Annotated in this window: 13 protein-coding genes and 1 pseudogene; 4 read left to right on the top strand and 10 right to left on the bottom strand. The window is 55.7% G+C overall.

Going from position 1 to position 17222, the window contains the following annotated elements; translation table 11 throughout:
• Window positions 1-48 precede the first annotated feature (48 nt).
• The 4 genes from Q5705_13495 to Q5705_13480 all read right to left on the bottom strand — a co-directional run bounded on the left by Q5705_13495 (window position 49) and on the right by Q5705_13480 (window position 6343).
• Window positions 49-1413: an efflux transporter outer membrane subunit gene (locus Q5705_13495; protein ID WLI75604.1), complete on the bottom strand. Its 1365-nt coding sequence runs from the start codon at window positions 1411-1413 to the stop codon at window positions 49-51.
• Window positions 1414-1415: 2 nt separating this feature from the next.
• Window positions 1416-4523: an efflux RND transporter permease subunit gene (locus Q5705_13490; GenBank protein WLI75603.1), complete on the bottom strand. Its 3108-nt coding sequence runs from the start codon at window positions 4521-4523 to the stop codon at window positions 1416-1418.
• Entirely contained in the window at window positions 4523-5644 is a 1122-nt protein-coding gene (locus Q5705_13485) for an efflux RND transporter periplasmic adaptor subunit (protein ID WLI75602.1), read from the bottom strand. The genes Q5705_13490 and Q5705_13485 overlap by 1 nt, the downstream gene beginning before the upstream one ends.
• A gap of 123 nt (window positions 5645-5767) precedes the next feature.
• Window positions 5768-6343: a helix-turn-helix domain-containing protein gene (locus Q5705_13480; GenBank protein WLI75601.1), complete on the bottom strand. Its 576-nt coding sequence runs from the start codon at window positions 6341-6343 to the stop codon at window positions 5768-5770.
• Window positions 6344-6720: 377 nt separating this feature from the next.
• Between Q5705_13480 and Q5705_13475 the strand changes: the two genes are divergently transcribed.
• Window positions 6721-7674 carry an AraC family transcriptional regulator gene (locus Q5705_13475; GenBank protein WLI75600.1) on the top strand — a complete coding sequence of 318 codons (954 nt, stop codon included), beginning with the start codon at window positions 6721-6723 and terminating at the stop codon, window positions 7672-7674.
• A 141-nt stretch (window positions 7675-7815) separates the two neighbouring features.
• The gene (locus Q5705_13470) at window positions 7816-9903 is read left to right on the top strand and encodes a TonB-dependent siderophore receptor (protein ID WLI75599.1); all 2088 of its coding nucleotides are present in this window, start codon (window positions 7816-7818) and stop codon (window positions 9901-9903) included.
• A 40-nt stretch (window positions 9904-9943) separates the two neighbouring features.
• Here Q5705_13470 and murP read toward each other — a convergent pair whose 3' ends face one another.
• From murP to Q5705_13445, 5 genes are all read right to left on the bottom strand, one after another.
• Window positions 9944-11371 carry a PTS N-acetylmuramic acid transporter subunit IIBC gene (murP, locus tag Q5705_13465; protein ID WLI75598.1) on the bottom strand — a complete coding sequence of 476 codons (1428 nt, stop codon included), beginning with the start codon at window positions 11369-11371 and terminating at the stop codon, window positions 9944-9946.
• On the bottom strand, window positions 11371-12282 hold the full coding sequence (gene murQ, locus Q5705_13460; GenBank protein ID WLI75597.1) for an N-acetylmuramic acid 6-phosphate etherase: 912 nt from the start codon (window positions 12280-12282) through the stop codon (window positions 11371-11373). The genes murP and murQ overlap by 1 nt, the downstream gene beginning before the upstream one ends.
• A gap of 142 nt (window positions 12283-12424) precedes the next feature.
• The gene (flgM, locus tag Q5705_13455; GenBank protein ID WLI75596.1) at window positions 12425-12586 is read right to left on the bottom strand and encodes a flagellar biosynthesis anti-sigma factor FlgM; all 162 of its coding nucleotides are present in this window, start codon (window positions 12584-12586) and stop codon (window positions 12425-12427) included.
• A gap of 247 nt (window positions 12587-12833) precedes the next feature.
• On the bottom strand, window positions 12834-13178 hold the full coding sequence (locus Q5705_13450) for a hypothetical protein (protein ID WLI75595.1): 345 nt from the start codon (window positions 13176-13178) through the stop codon (window positions 12834-12836).
• The gene (locus Q5705_13445; GenBank protein WLI75594.1) at window positions 13150-13995 is read right to left on the bottom strand and encodes a winged helix-turn-helix domain-containing protein; all 846 of its coding nucleotides are present in this window, start codon (window positions 13993-13995) and stop codon (window positions 13150-13152) included. Before Q5705_13445 ends, Q5705_13450 begins: the two co-directional genes overlap by 29 nt.
• 325 nt (window positions 13996-14320) lie before the next feature.
• Between Q5705_13445 and Q5705_13440 the strand changes: the two genes are divergently transcribed.
• A complete protein-coding gene (locus tag Q5705_13440) occupies window positions 14321-15016 on the top strand; it encodes a FliA/WhiG family RNA polymerase sigma factor (GenBank protein ID WLI75593.1) in 696 nt (231 codons plus the stop codon).
• A 307-nt stretch (window positions 15017-15323) separates the two neighbouring features.
• Window positions 15324-15707 (top strand): annotated as a pseudogene (locus Q5705_13435) (C40 family peptidase).
• Window positions 15708-15709: 2 nt separating this feature from the next.
• On the opposite strand, the gene Q5705_13430 reads toward Q5705_13435, so the two are convergent.
• The gene (locus Q5705_13430; GenBank protein ID WLI75592.1) at window positions 15710-17125 is read right to left on the bottom strand and encodes a PLP-dependent aminotransferase family protein; all 1416 of its coding nucleotides are present in this window, start codon (window positions 17123-17125) and stop codon (window positions 15710-15712) included.
• Between the last annotated feature and the right edge of the window lie 97 nt (window positions 17126-17222).

The raw sequence follows: 17222 nt of genomic DNA, 5'->3' as shown, positions 1-17222 counted from the left end.
AATTCAGAAATCCATCTTAACCGAGGGTTAAAACTGGACGCGAAAAGATTAACTCACACCACCGCCGAGCGATTGCCAGAGCGTGATGCGGTTTTCCAGGTCGGTTTGTTGCAGGGAAATCAGCGATTCCTGCGCCGACCACAGCGAGCGTTGCGCAGTCAGCACCGAGAGATAATCGCCGGTTCCCGCCTTGTACTGGCGCTGGGCGATATCCAGCGTTTTTTGCTCGGCGGCGACATATTCACGCTGGGCATCGAGCTGCTCTGTCAGCGTTTCGCGGCGCGCCAGCGCATCGGCAACATCTTTAAACGCGCTTTGGATCGTCTTCTCGTAGGTGGCAATCAGCCCTTTTTTCTCTGCTTCGGCGTAACGCAGTTGCGCCACATTTTCCCCGCCGGTAAACAGCGGCAGCGTGATAGACGGTGCAAACGACCACACTTTCATGCCGTGGCTGAACAGTGACGAGAGCGAACTACTGCCAACGCCCGCGCTGGCGGTGAGTGAAATCGTCGGGAAAAAATTCGCCCGCGCCGCGCCGATATTGGCGTTGGCGCTTTTCAGATTATGCTCCGCTTCCTGAATATCCGGGCGACGCAGCAGCACGGAAGAGGAGACGCCCGCAGGCGTCAGCGTGATGCTATTGTCCGCCAGGCTCTCCAGCGTGCCCGGCAACAGCGATTCCGGCACCGTGTCGCCCGCCAGCAAGTTGAGCGCGTTTTTATCCTGCACCACTTGCGTCTGGTAGCTGGCAACGCTGGCGCGCGCCTGCTGGAACACCGCCATTGCTTCGGCGGTATCACCCGCCGCCGCCACGCCGATTGCCTGCCTGCGTTTGGCAATGTTCAGCGAATTTTGCGCGCTTTCCATCGTCTGTCTGGCAAGGGCCAGATTGCTGTTGTCCGCCGCCAGTGTCACCCAGGCGGTGGTGATTTCACCCACCAGGCTCAAACGAGTATTTTGCGCGGTGTATTCGCTGGCAAGCCAGGTTTCGCGCTCGGCGCGGGCGAGGCTCTGATTACGGCCAAACAGATCGAGTTCGAAACTGGAGACCGCGCCCTCGGCTTCGGCGCTGCTGGTTATCCCGCTCGCCACAGTCCGGCTGCGGGTGTTGCTCAGTTCAGCATTGACCGTCGGGAACAGCGCGGCGCGATCTTCGGCGTATAACGCGCGCGCCGCGTCGATGTCGGCAATCGCTTTTTGCACATCGCGGTTTTGCGTCAGCGCATTGCTGACCACCTGTTTCAGGCGGCCATCATTCACAATGTGCTGCCAGTCTGCGGCGACGGCTTGCGCCTGGCCGCTGGTGCCTGGCAAGGTTGCCGGAACCGGTGCCTGCGGGCGCTGATAAGTGGGGTCGAGAGAGACACAACCGGCGCTCAGCAGGGCAAGAAATAAAACACTCATACGCAACATAATTACTCCTGACGCGCGCGTTTATCGGTGAACAGTTTTTTCACCAGCACAAAGAAAAGGGGAACAAAGAAAATTGCCAGCAGGGTTGCCGTTAGCGTACCGCCGATAATGCCCGTACCGATGGCGATGCGGCTGTTCGCCCCGGCTCCCGTGGCAATCGCCAGCGGTGCGACCCCGGCAATAAATGCCAGCGACGTCATCATGATTGGGCGCAAACGGGTACGCGCAGCACGCAGGGCCGCGCGGGAAAGCGAGTGGCCTTCCTGCACCGCCGCTTCGGCGAATTCAACAATCAAAATGGCATTTTTCGACGACAAACCGATGGTGGTGAGCAGCGCGACCTGGAAGTAAACGTCATTACTTAGCCCGCGCATCCATGCCGCCAGCGCCGCACCGAGCAGGCCGAGCGGGATCACTAAAATCACCGAGATCGGCACCGACCAGCTTTCATACAGCGCCGCGAGGCACAAGAACACCACCATGATCGAGATGGCGTAAAGGCTCATTGCCTGGCCGCTGGCGAGTTTTTCCTGCAACGACAGGCCGCTCCACGCCCAGGTGGTTCCGGCGGGCAGATTGTCGGCGAGGTTTTCCATTTGCGTCATCGCCGCGCCGGAGCTAAAGCCGCTGGCATTCTCTCCCTGAATTTCGTAGGCCGCCGAGCCGTTGTAGCGCACCAGGCTTTCCGGGCCATATTCCCAACGGGTGGTAGCAAAGGCGGAGAACGGCGTCATGCTGTCGTCGCTGCCGCGCACATACCATTTTTGCAGGTCGGATGGCGACGAACGGAAGTCGCTGTCGCCCTGGATATAGACCTTTTTCACGCGGCCGCGATCGGTAAAGTCATTCACGTAGGTGCCGCCCCAGGCGCTGGAAAGCGTATCGCTCACATCACTCAGAGAAAGCCCCAGCGCCACAGCTTTGTTGCTGTCGATATCTACCTGCAACTGCGGCATCTGCGGCAGATCGTTGGCGCGAACCGCCTGCAATTCTGAACGCTGATTCGCATTCGCCAGCAACTGGTTACGGAATTTCAGGAGTTGATCGCGATCGGTGCTGCCGCTGGCGAGCAGCTCAAAGGTAAAGCCGTTGCTCTGGCCCAGGCCATCAACCGACGGCGGCGTCATAGCGAAGATACTGGCGTCACGAATAGTGCCTAACTGCTGACTGGCGCGCAGGGCAATCGCCTGGGCAGTATTTTCCGAACCGTTGCGTTCAGACCAGTTTTTCAATGAGACGAAGGCCATCCCGGCGTTCTGTCCGCTGCCGCTAAAGCTAAAGCCGGTAACGGTAAAGATGGCGTCGGTATTGGCCTTCTCATTATTGAGGAACCAGTCGGTGACCTGTTTTGCCACCGCATCGGTACGCGTTGCCGTTGCCCCGGCGGGCAGGGTGAACTGCACCATAATCGAGCCCTGATCTTCCGTCGGCAGAAAACTGCCGGGCAAGCGCCACATCACCAGCGCCATTGCGCCGCACAGCACCGTATAAATACCCAGCACCGCTACCGCGCGGCGTAGCACTCGTAACACGCCGTGCTGATATTTATGTTCGGTGTTGTTGTAAAAGCGGTTGAATGCGCCGAAGAAGCCTTTTTTATGCGGCGCACTGTGTTGCAGAATCGCGCCACACAGCGCCGGGGTCAGCGTCAGCGCAACCACCACCGATAGCACCATCGCCGAGATGATGGTCACCGAGAACTGGCGGTAAATCACCCCGGTCGAGCCGCCAAAGAAGGCCATCGGCAGAAACACGGCGGATAACACCAGCGCAATCGCCACCAGCGCGCCGGAGATTTCGCCCATCGATTTTTCCGTCGCTTCGCGGGCGGGCAGGCCTTCGTCGCGCATGATGCGCTCGACGTTTTCCACCACCACTATCGCGTCATCCACCAGCAGCCCTATCGCCAGCACCATGGCAAACAACGTTAAGGTATTGATGGAGTAACCAAACAGCGCCAGCACGCCGAAGGTGCCGAGCAGCACCACCGGCACCGCCAGCGCCGGGATCAGCGTCGCGCGGATATTTTGCAAAAACAGGTACATGACGCAGACCACCAGAATGATGGCTTCGATCAGCGTCTTCACCACATCTTCAATGGAGATCTTAATAAAATCGGTGCTGTCTTTCGGATAGGCCACATCGTAGCCCTGCGGCATGCTGTGGCGGTATTCGTTGATCTTGTTTTTGACCAGTGTGGCGGTATCCAGCGCGTTCGCGCCGGGTGCCAGCATCACCGCCAGGCCCGCAGCCGGGTGGCCGTTCAGTTTTGCCTGAGCGCTGTAATCTTCGCTGCCCATCTCCACGCGCGCCACATCTTTGATGCGCACCACTGAACCGTCGGTTTCGCTTTTGACGATGATGTCGCGAAATTGCGCCACGGTTTGCAGACGCGACTGGGCGCGCACGGTGGCGGTTAACTGCTGTTTATTTGACGAGGGCAGAGCACCGATTTTACCGGCGGAAACCTGGATATTCTGCGCTTCGATGGCCGATTCCACATCAGACGGCATCAGCGAGAAGGATTTGAGCTTGTCTGCATCGAGCCAGATGCGCATCGCATATTCACCGCCGAACACTTGCAGGCTACCAACGCCGTTCACGCGCGCCAGCGGATCCTGCATGTTGCTTACCAGCCAGTCGGCAATATCGGAGCTGCTGGCGCGGTCGGTTTTGTCATACAAGCCCATAATCAACAAGAAGTTGCTTTGGGATTTCACCACCGTGACGCCGGATTGTGTCACTTCTGTCGGCAGGCGCGACTCTGCCTGCTGGACTTTATTCTGCACCTGTACTTGCGCGGTATCCGGGTCAGTGCCCTGCTCAAAGGTGACGGTGATGGTCGCCTGGCCGTCGGAACTGCTGGTGGAGGTGAAATAGAGCAGGTTATCCAGCCCGGTGAGCTGCTGTTCAATCACCTGAGTGACGCTGTTTTCCAGCGTCTGCGCCGATGCGCCGGTATAGGTGGCGGTGATTTTGACGGCAGGCGGGGCGACATCCGGGTACTGCGCAATGGGCAGTGAGCGGATCGCCAGGATACCGGCCATCATGATAAGAATGGCGATTACCCAGGCAAACACCGGGCGACGCACGAAGAAGCTGGAGAACATCAGGCTTTTCCTCCGTCGGCTTCTTGCACGTCAACGGCTTTCACCGTTGCGCCAGCGCTCACTTTGTCGGTGCCTTCAACGATCAGCTTATCGCCGTTGGCGAGGCCTTTTACCACCAGCCATTTGTCGCCGTAGGTGTCGCTGGTTTCAACCGCGCGCTGCTCCACTTTGTTCTGCGCATTCACCACCAGTGCCGTGGCGTCGCCTTTCGCATCGCGCGTAATGCCCTGCTGCGGCGCTAGAATGGCGTTAGACATCACCCCTTCCTCGACGCGGGCGCGCACAAACATGCCCGGCAACAACTGGTGCTGCGGGTTCGGGAATACTGCGCGCAGCGTGACAGACCCGGTGGACTCATCAACGGCGACTTCGGTCAGCGCCAGGCGACCTTTTTCGCTGTAGGTGCTGCCATCTTCCAGGGTTAACGTCACCCCCAGCGTATTGCTGTCGCTGGCGAGCGCTTGTTTACGCAGGCGCAGGAGATCGACGCTGGAGCGGGTGAGATCGACATACATGCTGTCCAGCCCGCGGATAGTGGCGAGCGCCGTGGTTTGCTCTGCCGTGACCAGCGCGCCAGGCGTGACGGAAGAGATACCAATGCGCCCGGCAATTGGCGCGGTAATGGTTGTCCAGTTCAGATTGATGCGCGCGCTTTCCAGCGCGGCTTTTTTCGAGGCAACGCTGGCTTTGTCCTGGGCGCAGGTCGATTGCGCATCTTCCGCATCCTGGCGCGAGACGCCGTCTTCTTTCACCAGCTGCGCATAGCGCGTGGCTTTCTGGCAGTCGGAAACGACCAGCGCCTGCGCTTGTTTCAGTGCCGCATCGGCTTCATCAAACGCTGCGCGGTAGCTGGAAGGGTCGATCTGGTAAAGCGCCTGCCCGGCCTTTACCGTATCGCCTTCCGTAAACAGGCGTTTTTGAATGATGCCGCCAACCTGCGGGCGAACCTCTGCCGACAGCGCGGCGGATATGCGCCCGGTCAACTGGCTGGTCACCTCCAGCGGCTGGCTTTTTAAGGTGACGATCCCCACTTCCTGGGGAGCTTGTTGTGCAGGTGGTGTGGCGTTATCGCAGCCGACAAGGGCGAGCGCGGCCATCAAAGTTGTTTTTATGAACGTCATTTCGGTATTCCTGGCATGAGCGAAGCCTGCCCGTTTTTATCAACAGGAACCTGGCGCAGGCGTGTAATTGCTTTATTTCTGCGGCGGCAAAAATAGAGCCTGGTCTTTTTAGTGAGCGGGTATTTATTTCTCAGCAAATAACATCGCGGTGATTTCCTGATACAGCTGTTGTAATTGTGCCGGGTCGCATTTTTGCGGCGTGAGGCGGCGGAATGTGGTGCCTTCCATTAGCGCTGCCAATAATTCCACGCAGCAGCGTACGCGTTCGGCCGTTAAGTGAGGGTGCCTGCTGTGCAAGTGATTACAGGCGGTGTCGAACATGCGGGCATCAGCGTCGATCATCATCGTTTGCACCTGCGGGTTGCGCGTGGCTTCGGCGGCCATTTCCAGCATTAACGCGTCGTCGTCCGGGCTGAGGGTTTGCCGCCAGGCCAGCACTTCCGGCAGATGCGTGGTCTCGGTTTTGCTCTCCATTTCGGCGATGCGGTAGTCGATAATGCGGCGGATCATCTCTTCGATGATCGCGTCTTTACTGGTGAAGTAGCGGTAAATCTGCCCGACGCTAAGCTGCGCTTCGAGGGCGATTTGCGACATGCTCGCCGCATGAAAACCGCTGACGCGAAAACGTCGGCGCGCCGCCGCGATAATCTCGTCTTTACGCTGCTGGTGGCGTTGTTCCTGCGAGATTTTTGGCGGCATAGCGACTCCCCGGTTAAATAATCATTGAGAACGACCGTTCTCATGTGAAAATAGATTAATTGAAATTATGTGATTTGGGTAAATATTTTCTTGGTAAATCGGTGCGTTTTACAAAAATTCATAATGTGGAGAAATAAAGGAAAAGCATGAAGAAAAAGCCAGAGAAAATAATAGCGAGGGAATGAGGGATTAATTTGAAGGCAATGTGAGAGGTTGCAAACAGATAAAAATGAATTTTGTGCAAGATGCCGGTTAAAGCGTGTTTTATGAGAATAGTTCTCAATACCATTGAAGCGGCCAGGCGCGAATGATAAGGTGTAAGCCGTTTCGCCCGGCTCCGGGCGCGGGTTCGACAGATAACGAAATGGCTGCCGGCTATGCAAAATAGACACTTCTGCGTTGAAGACTTTATCGGTTTTGGCGAGCGCTACGGCATTGATTATCGCTTTCCGGCGCTGGCGTCCTGCCGCGCGTTGAGCAAAGAGAAAAACATTGTGATTCAGGGCGATGTGCAGGAAATGACGCTTTCATCCGGCCTTAATCTGACCTGTTCCGATGTTCGCGTTCTGCAACCTTATGAAACCACGTCGTTACACAGTTGCCCGCTCTATATGTTGGTGGTGCTGGAAGGCAGCGTGATGCTGCGCCTGAACGGCGAAGAGTTTATCGTGCGCGCCGGCATGGCGTTTACTTCGCGCCTGAGCGAGCAGCAGGTGATGAACGCCAGCCATCTGGCGGATCACCAGTTGCGTACGCTGTCGCTGGGTGTTGATGCGGAAAATTGCTGGAAATCGCCGCTGCTCACCGCGCTGTTACAACAGTGGGAAGCCCACGGCGCGCCGACGTTTTTATGGCAGGTGCCCGCTTTTCTGCTCTCTGGCCTACAACAAACCCAACAAACGGCGCTGCCTGCGCTCTCGCGTGAGTTGATTGTCGAAGGCGTGATGCTGCAACTGCTCGGCCATGCGCTGTCGCACCGCATCCCAGGAAACGATAAACGCCAGTCCGCGCCCGGCGGCGAGCGTCACCGGCTGGAATCCGTGCGCCGAATGCTGGAGCAGCAGCCGGAAAAAGAGTACACACTGACAACACTGGCGCAACTGGCGGCAATGAGCACCAGCAGCCTGCGCGTCAAGTTTCGCCAGGCTTATGGCCACTCGGTTTTTGATTATCTGCGCGATTGCCGACTCGAACTGGCGCGGCGTTACCTGGCGCAGGGTTACAGCGTTCAGCAGGCTGCCTGGATGTCGGGTTACCAGCACGCCACCAACTTTTCTACCGCCTTTCGCCGCCGTTACGGCGTGGCACCCAGCGAAGTGCGCGCTTCCTGAATTCCTCCTGTAGACCAAAGTTCCCCGCCTGAAGAGTGTTTTGTCACCGCGCATATGCGAATCGTCATTGCGCATAGCTATTGGTGAATCCAAAAGGGTAATAATTCTTATTTACAATAATAACCGCTTCTGGAGATTTTCATGTTCGCAAAAACGCGACTGGCATTGATGATTAGCTGCATCACCGCAGGGATAAGCGTATCGGCGCTGGCTCAGGAAAGTACGAATGATACGGTCGTCGTCACCTCGCAAATGCAGAGCGGCGCGACCAAACTGGAAACGCCGGATATCGAAACGCCGCAGGCGGTATCGATTGTGACGCGCCAGCAGTATGAGGAGCAGGGCGCGACCAGCGTACGCCAGGCGGTGAGCTATACGCCGGGTGTTTACAGCAACCAGATTGGCGCCTCGAACCGCTTTGATTACATCGTGCTGCGCGGGTTTTCCGACGGCAGCCTGGATAATGTCTATCTCGACGGCCTGAAAATGATGGGCGATACCAACTCCCACAGCTCGCTGGTTATCGATCCGTGGTTTTTAGACAGCGTCGAAGTGGTGCGCGGCCCGGCCTCAGTGCTATATGGCCGCTCGTCGCCGGGCGGCATTGTGGCGCTTAATTCCCGTAAACCGTCGTTTGATCCCGGTGGCGAAGTGAAGCTGTTCGCCGGTAACAATAACCAGCGCGGCGCGGCGTTTGATGTCACCGGCCCGGTGGATGATAACGATCGCGTGGCGGTGCGCTTAACTGGCATGACCCGCTATGCGGATTCCCAGTTTGATCACCTGAAAGAGCAGCGTTACGCCATTGCGCCGAGCCTCACCTGGCGCATTACCGATCGCACGCGCCTTGAATTAATGGCCTATCTGCACCGCGATCCCGAAGGCGGCAGCCATTCCGGCCTGCCTTATGAAGGCACGGTGATCCCGCACGCCGGGGGCAAAATCTCCAACACCTTTTTTGAAGGTGAAGACCAGTATGACAAGTACGATCGCCGCGAAAACATGGTCGGCTATAATTTTGAACACGCGTTCGAGAGCGGCTGGTCGGTGCGCCAGAAAGTGCGTTACTTGCGCACCAAAGTCGATCTTAATCAGGTGTATGCCGCAGGCTGGCTGAACGACACCGAACTCAACCGCGGTTACTCCGGTTCTGATGAATCCCTTTCTGCGATAACGCTCGATAACCAGATTGATGGCAGCATCGATACCGGTATCGTCAACCACCGCCTGCTGTTTGGCGTCGATTACCAGCGCCGCAATAACAATGTGACCGCCTCTTACGGCAGCTTCCCGGCCATTGATGCGTTTAACCCGGTTTACGGTGCCGATCCGCTCTCTATTTCGGTCTACAGCCGCGAAAAGCATAAGCTGGAGCAGACTGGGATCTACTTACAGGATCAGATGTCGCTGGATCGCTGGCGTTTGACACTTGGCGGTCGCCACGATCAGGTGAAAATCACCAACGACAATAAGATTGGCGATACCCACGATACGCTGGAGCAAAACCACTTCAGCAGCCGCGCGGCGCTGATGTATCTCTTCGACAGTGGTTTTGCGCCGTATGTCAGCTACTCCACCGCCTTTACGCCGACCAGCTTTACCGATGAAGCGGGTAAGATCCTCAAGCCGATGAAAGGCAAACAGTGGGAAGCGGGGCTGAAATTTCAGCCGGAAGGGTCGCAGACCATGTACAGCGCGTCGGTCTATCGTATCAACCAGGAAAATATCGCCACCAAAGTGGAACCCACTGATCCGTACCGTTCTATCGGTGAAATCGAATCAGAAGGGGTGGAACTGGAAGCGGTCGGCCAGCTTACGGAGAACCTGCGTTTGCAGGCCGCGTACACCTACAACGATATCCGCTACAAGAAAAGCAGTGCGGACGAGCAGGGGAAACGCGCCGTTTACGCGCCGCGTAACCAGGCCAGCGCCTGGCTGAGTTATGACGTGAAAGCCGGTGCGCTAAATGGCCTGACCGTCGGCTCCGGCGTGCGTTACGTGAATGGCATCACATCGGACAGGCAAAACACGCACACGCTGCCCTCTTACACGTTGGTGGATCTGGCGGTAGGTTATGACCTGACCAACGTCGGTTTGACAGGGCTGAGCGCGCAGGTGAACGTTAACAACCTGACCGACAAACGCTATGTCGCTGCCTGTAACTCGCTCTCTTACTGCTACTTTGGCGCGGAGCGCAGCATTGTCGGCAGCCTTTCATACCGCTTCTGATAAACAACCACCCGGCCTGTGCGCGCCGGGTTTTTTCTGCCTAGCTGAGATCGATGTTCTTGTGGCCGAAGAACCAGGTGGCGATAAAGCCGCAAAGATAAGCGACAACCACACCGGCGGCGTACACCGCCATTCCGGCATAAATCCCCTCGCCGGAGGTCATTAGCGGCAGGGCGACCAGCCCGGACGGGCCAAATACCGTATTCAAACCCACCGGTAAACCGAACCACGCCACAGCGCCAATGAAAAACCCGCCGCAGGCACCGCCGATACAGGCGGTGACGAAAGGTTTGACGCGCGGCAGGGTGACGGCGTAAATCAGCGGTTCACCGACGCCCAGCAGGCCGGGAATAATCGCGCCGCGGATCTGATTACGAATCACCGAGTCGTGCGCCGCGCGGAAATAGAGCGCCAGCGCCGCACCCACCTGACCACCGCCTGCCATCGCCAGGATCGGGAACAGTGAGTTAAAGCCCTGCGCATCCATTAGTGCGAAGTAGACCGGAATAAAGCCCTGATGGACGCCAAACACCACCGCAATCAGGAACAGACCGGCCAGCACCGCGCAGCCGAACGGGTTGCCGTTAAGATGCAAAAACAGCCACGACATGCCTTTAAATAACTCGCCGCCGATGGGCATGATCACCGTAAAGGTCAGTGCGCCGGTAATGAGCAGCGTCAGCAGGGAGGTCAGGATCATATCGAGGTTGTCCGGCACCCATTTGCGGATCTGGCGCTCTATCCACGCGCCGAGGATCGTGGCGATCAGCACGCCAATAATGTTGCCGCGCGGATCGATATTCATGCCGAAGAAATTATTGATGCCAGAGAAATAACCGACGGTGGCGTCAGGATCGTAACCGAGGACAAACAGCGCGGCGATAATCGCGCCGTTGACACCGCTACCGCCAAAGGCTTTTTGCGCGTTGTAGCCGATGAGTATCGGCAGGAAAGTGAACAGCCCTTTGCCGAATACTTTCATATAACCCACGGTATGCGCCAGCGCACTGTTTTTGGTGGCGGCATCGGCAAGCAGGCTTTGCTCAATCAGCGTGGCGAAGCCGAGCAGCATCCCGGCGGCGATAAAACCGGGGATAAGTGGCGTGAAGATGGTGGCGAATTTCGCCAGAAACTGATGCAGGCCGCTGGTCTGCTTCGCCTTCATCTGCTGTTTGGTATCGCTGGCGATACTTTTCAGTGAGGGCGCATTACCGCCGCCGATCAATGCATTCATCATTTCTGCCGCCGTTTGCGCTTTACCGGGGCCGACAATGATTTGTAACTGATCGTCGCTGTTGATCACGCCAAGGACGCCAGGCAGCGCTTTGATACCTGCGCTATCAACCAGCGCGTCGTTGTGCAGCGTCAGGCGCAGGCGCGTCATGCAATTGCCGCAGCTTTTAATGTTCTCCTCACCGCCGACCATTTGCAGGATCGCGGCGATAAGTTGCCCGGTGATTTTGGCCATCACTGCACTCCCGCGTTGACCAGCGCCTGGCGGATAAACCCGCCGTTATCTTCCAGCAACCGCGCGGCCTGTTCAGCGCTAATCTGGCCGAGCACCATGACGATGGCGGTTTTGCAGTGGCCGTTGCAGGCGTTAAGCGCTTGCGAAGCGGTGGCGCTGTCACAGTCAGTGGCTTCCATGACGATGTTGATTTGCCGCTGCACCAGCTTCTGGTTAGTGGCTTCCACATCGACCATCAAATTGCCGTAGACTTTGCCGCTGCGGATCATCGCCCCGGTGGTGAGCATATTCAGCACCAGCTTTTGCGCAGTGCCCGCTTTCATGCGTGATGAGCCGGTGACCACTTCCGCACCGACCACCGGCACAATGGCGATATCGGCAATGCGCGTCATTTCGCTGCCTTCATTGCAGGTCAGCGCCACGGTGGTGGCATGCACGCTTTTCGCGTACTGCATGGCGGCAATCACATACGGTGTGCGCCCGCTGGCGGCAATACCCACCAGCACGTCACTGGCGTTAAAATCGAGAGCCTTGAGATCCTCAACGCCTAGCGTCAGGCTGTCTTCGGCGTTTTCTACCGCCTGCAAAATGGCGCGGTGGCCGCCCGCAATCAGGCCGACCACCTGTTCGCGCGGCGTACCGAAGGTTGGCGGGCATTCGCTGGCATCAAGAATGCCCAAACGGCCGGAGGTGCCTGCACCGCAGTAAATCAACCTGCCGCCTTTTTTGAACGCGCTTACAATGGCGTCCACCGCCTCGGTAATCGCCGGGATGACCTTTTCCACCGCTAACGCCACTTTCTGGTCTTCGCGGTTAATCACCCGCAGCATCGCTTCGGTATCGAGCATGTCGATATCGGCACTGGCGCTGTTGCGACCTTCAGTGGTCAGTCTGGATAGATCAATGTTCATCAACGTCTCGCTTAGCTGTGTTCATTCAGGAATAATATATTATTCGCAAAATTTGAAATAAGAATAATTTATTCTTTCATGCAGCAAGTGGCGAGAGTGTGATGTTGCTCATGGTGTGGGTAGGCGGATTTATGCGGAGCGGTTAACGCTGGTGGAATGTACGCATGGCGTGGACAAGCGCATCAATATCAACAGTGATTTCACCGTTATTGAGCGCCGCGCGAATAGCCTCGACCTTTTGCAGATCAACTTCCGGTAACGCATCCAGTGCGGCTTGTGCTTGTTTGAGTAGAGAGGACGTCATTTCTGGTGTCGGCGGCGCTTTCATCGGGTGCGTCTCACTGTGGTGTTGTTATCATTGTTAGCGTTATCGCTATAACTAAAACGACCGCTAACGTAGCAAACTTAAAATCCGTCTGCCACCGCTTGCTTACTCTCCAGCGCATAGATAAAAATCATGCCGTTTTGCATATGCACCAGCGGAACGCCATCGGCTTCAATTTGTTCCATCCAGGGTTCTGAATTCACCAGTAAATCAACACTGCCGGTTATCAGGCGGCTATCTTGCGTGGGGTTAAAATAAACCGGCGCGTAGGCGAAATAGTGTTTCCGCGCTGCTGGCGCGACTGTATGAAATTACTCTTCAATGTAAATTCAGGATGGGCTGGGTTGCTGATAGTGCTGACTATCATATTTCCCACGGTGCTCATGCGTGAGTCATACAGTTCGTTTTTTTGCAGCAGTAAATCATAAAAACCGAACTGCTGGCTGGTTTCCCCCGTCTGTTTTAACGTTGCTTGCGCCGAATGCAAAACATAGCCGAAAGCCAGCGCAATGAGGGCGGAAAGCAGCAGGAAAAACGAACGTTTATTGGGTATTGCAGGGTGCCATTTCATCGATTTTCCTCCGTGTTTCACTCAGGATAAGCTTATTCAATAACGCTGTGTCAGCGCGCCAGTGGTCAATTTGCATGATCAGAACTTTTTGCTCGCAGGTATTATGCAAGCGCAAGGTGTAGTTCAAAATTTGATTTTCACTATGGTAGTAAATACTCATACGCAGGCTTTTTTTATGAAGTTCCTGATTAAGAAGGCCATAACTTTCTGTAAGCCTGTCGACAATAGCAGTCTGCTCTTTGAGGGTTTCCCCCGGCTCAAGCAGGGTGAAAATACGCAGATGGCGGTAAACATTTTTCGCCATCTCTTTCGGCACTGCAATGTTGCTGCGACTGACCGCCAGATACCAGGTGCAGACCATACTGAACACCATAGCAAGGGCGAACATCGCCATTTTGCCGGGTGACAACCCCTCTTTCCCCTGCGGCATGGGCAACGAAGGTGGGGGAAATGCGGCGGTGTCTGCTTCGCCATGCGGCTCTGGTTGCAGCAGGGGCTGGCAATATGTTGCATCCAGCATATAACCCTGTTTAGGAAGGGTGCGAATGATTCGCTGTTGCTTGCCGTCATCTTCAAGCGCGACGCGCAGGGTGTGAATGATGTTGGGCAGGCTGTTGCTGCCGACTACTCGTCGTTGCCAGATTAGGTTGGTCAACTCTTCACGGGTAAAAATTTTCCCCGGATTTTGCTGAAAAATGTCGAAAAGTTTGAGCTGATAAGCGCCCAACCGTCTTCGTTCACCGGTGACGATATGTTGAATCGATCCTGAGGGGCGATCGATGAACCACTTATTAATGGCACAAGGTTGTATATTCATTGCGATTTAACGATCCATGTTCATCCGGCCAGGCTCCATCCCGCAGAAATAATGACCATTCTTAAATCAGATAAATAACTATTTAAATATCATTAATTCGCCGTTTTGCGAATTTAATAATACGGATTCATGCAAGTGAATTACACGGAAATTCATTTGTTGCCGCTTTTCAAAGGATTAAAAAAAGCGGTTGTGGTGTATTGTTTTACCCCAGTGAGATGTGCTGTTCGTTGATATCGCGCTCTTTAAAATACTTAATGTTAATTAAGTGTTGCCGAATCTTTTTATTAATTGTTTTATCCGCTGTTCCTCATGCGTAATGTAAATGATGAATCTGATTGCCACTAAAACGCTAACCCCCGCCGATGAAGCGCGTTATCTCAGCGATTATTTACCGCTGGTAAATAAAGTCATCAAACAGTTTGGCTGGCAGACCAGTAGCGTGATGGACAAAGAAGATATGCGGCAAATTGCCCTGATGGGGCTGCTGAGTTCTTTGCGCCGGTATGGTCCTCCGGATGCGCAGTTTGCGGGGTATGCAGTACAGCGTATTCGTGGCGCAGTACTGGACGAGTTGCGCCAGCAAGACTGGCGTCCGCGCCGCCTGCGACAGCAAACGCACAAACTCACGGATGCTATTCGCGAGATAACGCGCGAACTGGGCTATGAACCGCGTTTCGAGGAATTGAGCAAGCGTCTTTCGGTAACGGCAGAGGCTTATCAACAGTATCTGTTGCTCAATTCCGCCAGCGCGCTGGAGAGCCTCGATAACTTGCTGGAGAGCGATGTGCACACCAGTGCGCTCTTTAGCCGCCCGCTGGAAGAGGAGTTGCTGCCTGCTTATACGCTGCGCAGCGCAGTTGAACGCCTCGATAAGCGTGAGCAGCTGATCCTGACGCTCTATTACCAGCATGAAATGAGCTTGCGCGAGATAGCGTTAGTGCTTGGCGTGTCGGAAGCGCGCGTTTGCCAACTCAACAAGGCGATAGCGCAAAAGATCGAATGCTTCTGGCGTGAATGAACGTCTTCACCGGCGCGTGGGGTGATGTAAACCCCGGCGCTTAAATTTACCGATTTTTAGTTGTGTTGCCCTCGTGAAAGTTTTGATTTTGTCATCCATCGTAGCCCCCAATCGGAGTTTACTCCGAGGGTTTTTGGGGCCTTTTTTTCTCATTCTTATGCTTGTGCTCGCCACCGGGTGTGCGCAAACAACCCGTGATACTGCTTCGCAGGCATTAAAACCGCCCACAAACAGCGCACTTTCTGATAGCGCGCGCGCTCAGGCAAGCAACGGTAAATCCCGCGTTAAGGCTTCGCTTCATACGGTGGTACACCGCTTGACGAAGCAACTGGGGAAACCCTATGTTCGCGGCGGTATATCACCGGAAAGCGGCTTCGATTGCAGCGGCCTGGTGTTTTACGCCTATAACAACGTGCTGGAGCGCAAACTGCCGCGCACGACCCGCGCGATGTTCCGCGATAAGAGGCTAAAACGGGTAAAAATCGAAAACCTGCGCCGTGGCGATCTGGTGTTCTTTCGCAGCAAATCCCGGGGACCAGCGGATCATGTCGGCGTTTATCTCGGCGACAATACCTTTATCGAAGCGCCGCGCACCGGTTTGAACATCCGTATCAGTAATTTCATGGCCGATTACTGGCAGGATCATTACCTCGGCGCGCGCCGCATTCTGACGAAAGATGCGATTCTGTAACGTTACGCGTCCAGCGCGTTGTAAATCGCCTTGCCAAGCTGTTTGATCATCTCCTGATTGGCTTCGGTCGGCGGCAGGGCGCAGTTCAGGCGCAGGCAGTTGCGATATTTGCCGGAGGCCGAGAACAGCGAACCCGGCGCTATCTGGATTTTCAGCCGTCCCAGGATGCGCGACACGCAGATCATATCCACGGTTTCCGGTAACTCCACCCACAGCAAATAGCTACCTTGTGGGCGAGTCAGGCAGATGTCATAAGGAAAATACTGGCGCACCCAGCAGGTATAAATTTCCAGCCGCTGCTGATAAATCTGGCGCATGCGTCGCACGTGGCGGTGATAATGCCCGTCGCGAATGAATGCCGCGAGCGCCAACTGGGTGCCGGGAACCGTGGTGCCAATGGTGGCATATTTTTTATGGATAACCCTGTCCAGATAGCGTCCCGGCGCAATCCAGCCGATGCGCAGGCCGGGAGCCACCGTTTTGGTAAACGAGCTACAGAGCAATACGCGACCATCAATATCGTACGATTTGATGGTGCGCGGGCGTGGGTAGTCCGCTGCCAGTTCGCCGTAGATATCATCTTCAAAAATCACAATGTCGTGACGCTGTGCCAGCGCCAGCACCGCCTTTTTGCGCGCTTCCGACATAATAAATCCGAGCGGATTATTGCAGTTAGGCACCAGCAGCACGCCTTTGATCGGCCACTGTTCGAGAGCCAGTTCCAGCGCTTCAATACTGATCCCCGTTTCGGCATCCGTCGGGATCTCAATGGCTTTGATATTAAAACCGCGCAGCAGTTGCATCGTGCCGTAATAGGAGGGCGATTCAACGGCGACGATATCGCCCGGCTGGCAAACGGCCAGCAGCGCGAGTGCCAGCGCCGGGCGGCAGCCGTTGGTGATAACAATGTCCTGGGGATTTAACGCGGTGCCGCCATCCAGCATCAGGCGGACAATTTGCTCGCGCAACTCGCGTCGGCCTGGCAGCGTGTCGTAATTCGATGCTTCCACAATCTGGTGTTGCGCCACGCGGCTCATCTCTCGCCATAGCGGCTTGAGCGTGGCTTGCCCTACATCCGGTGCGCCGCCGCCAAAAAGGATCATTTCTGTATCCGAACGGGCTTCAAGCAGGGTCAGTACTTCATCCCATTGCGTGACTTCTACAGGGCGTTGCACCGGGTGCGACATCGCTGGTACCGGCGGTTTTGCTTTACGCTGTGCGACAAAATAACCGGAGCGCGGCTGGGGCGTGATTAATTGCTGATTTTCCAGGACCTGATACGCCTGCTGTACGGTACTGATACTGACGCCATGTTCCTGGCTCAGGTGACGCACTGAAGGCAGTTTTTCGCCCTCACGATATAAACCTTGTTGAATGCGTTCCGCCAGCAGCGTGGCGAGATGTTGATAGCGCGTCATGCTGTATCCCTCAAGTTCGCCATACAGATCCGAAAACCAGTACAAATGTGGGGAAAAAACGTCAGCCAGATGCTTTTTTACGCACTTTGTATGTTAA

Origin of the sequence: Kosakonia sp. H02 (assembly GCA_030704225.1) — a bacterium.
Lineage (GTDB): Bacteria > Pseudomonadota > Gammaproteobacteria > Enterobacterales > Enterobacteriaceae > Kosakonia.
Note: the sequence above shows the minus strand (reverse complement) of the source record. Positions and strands in the feature narration are given on the sequence as shown.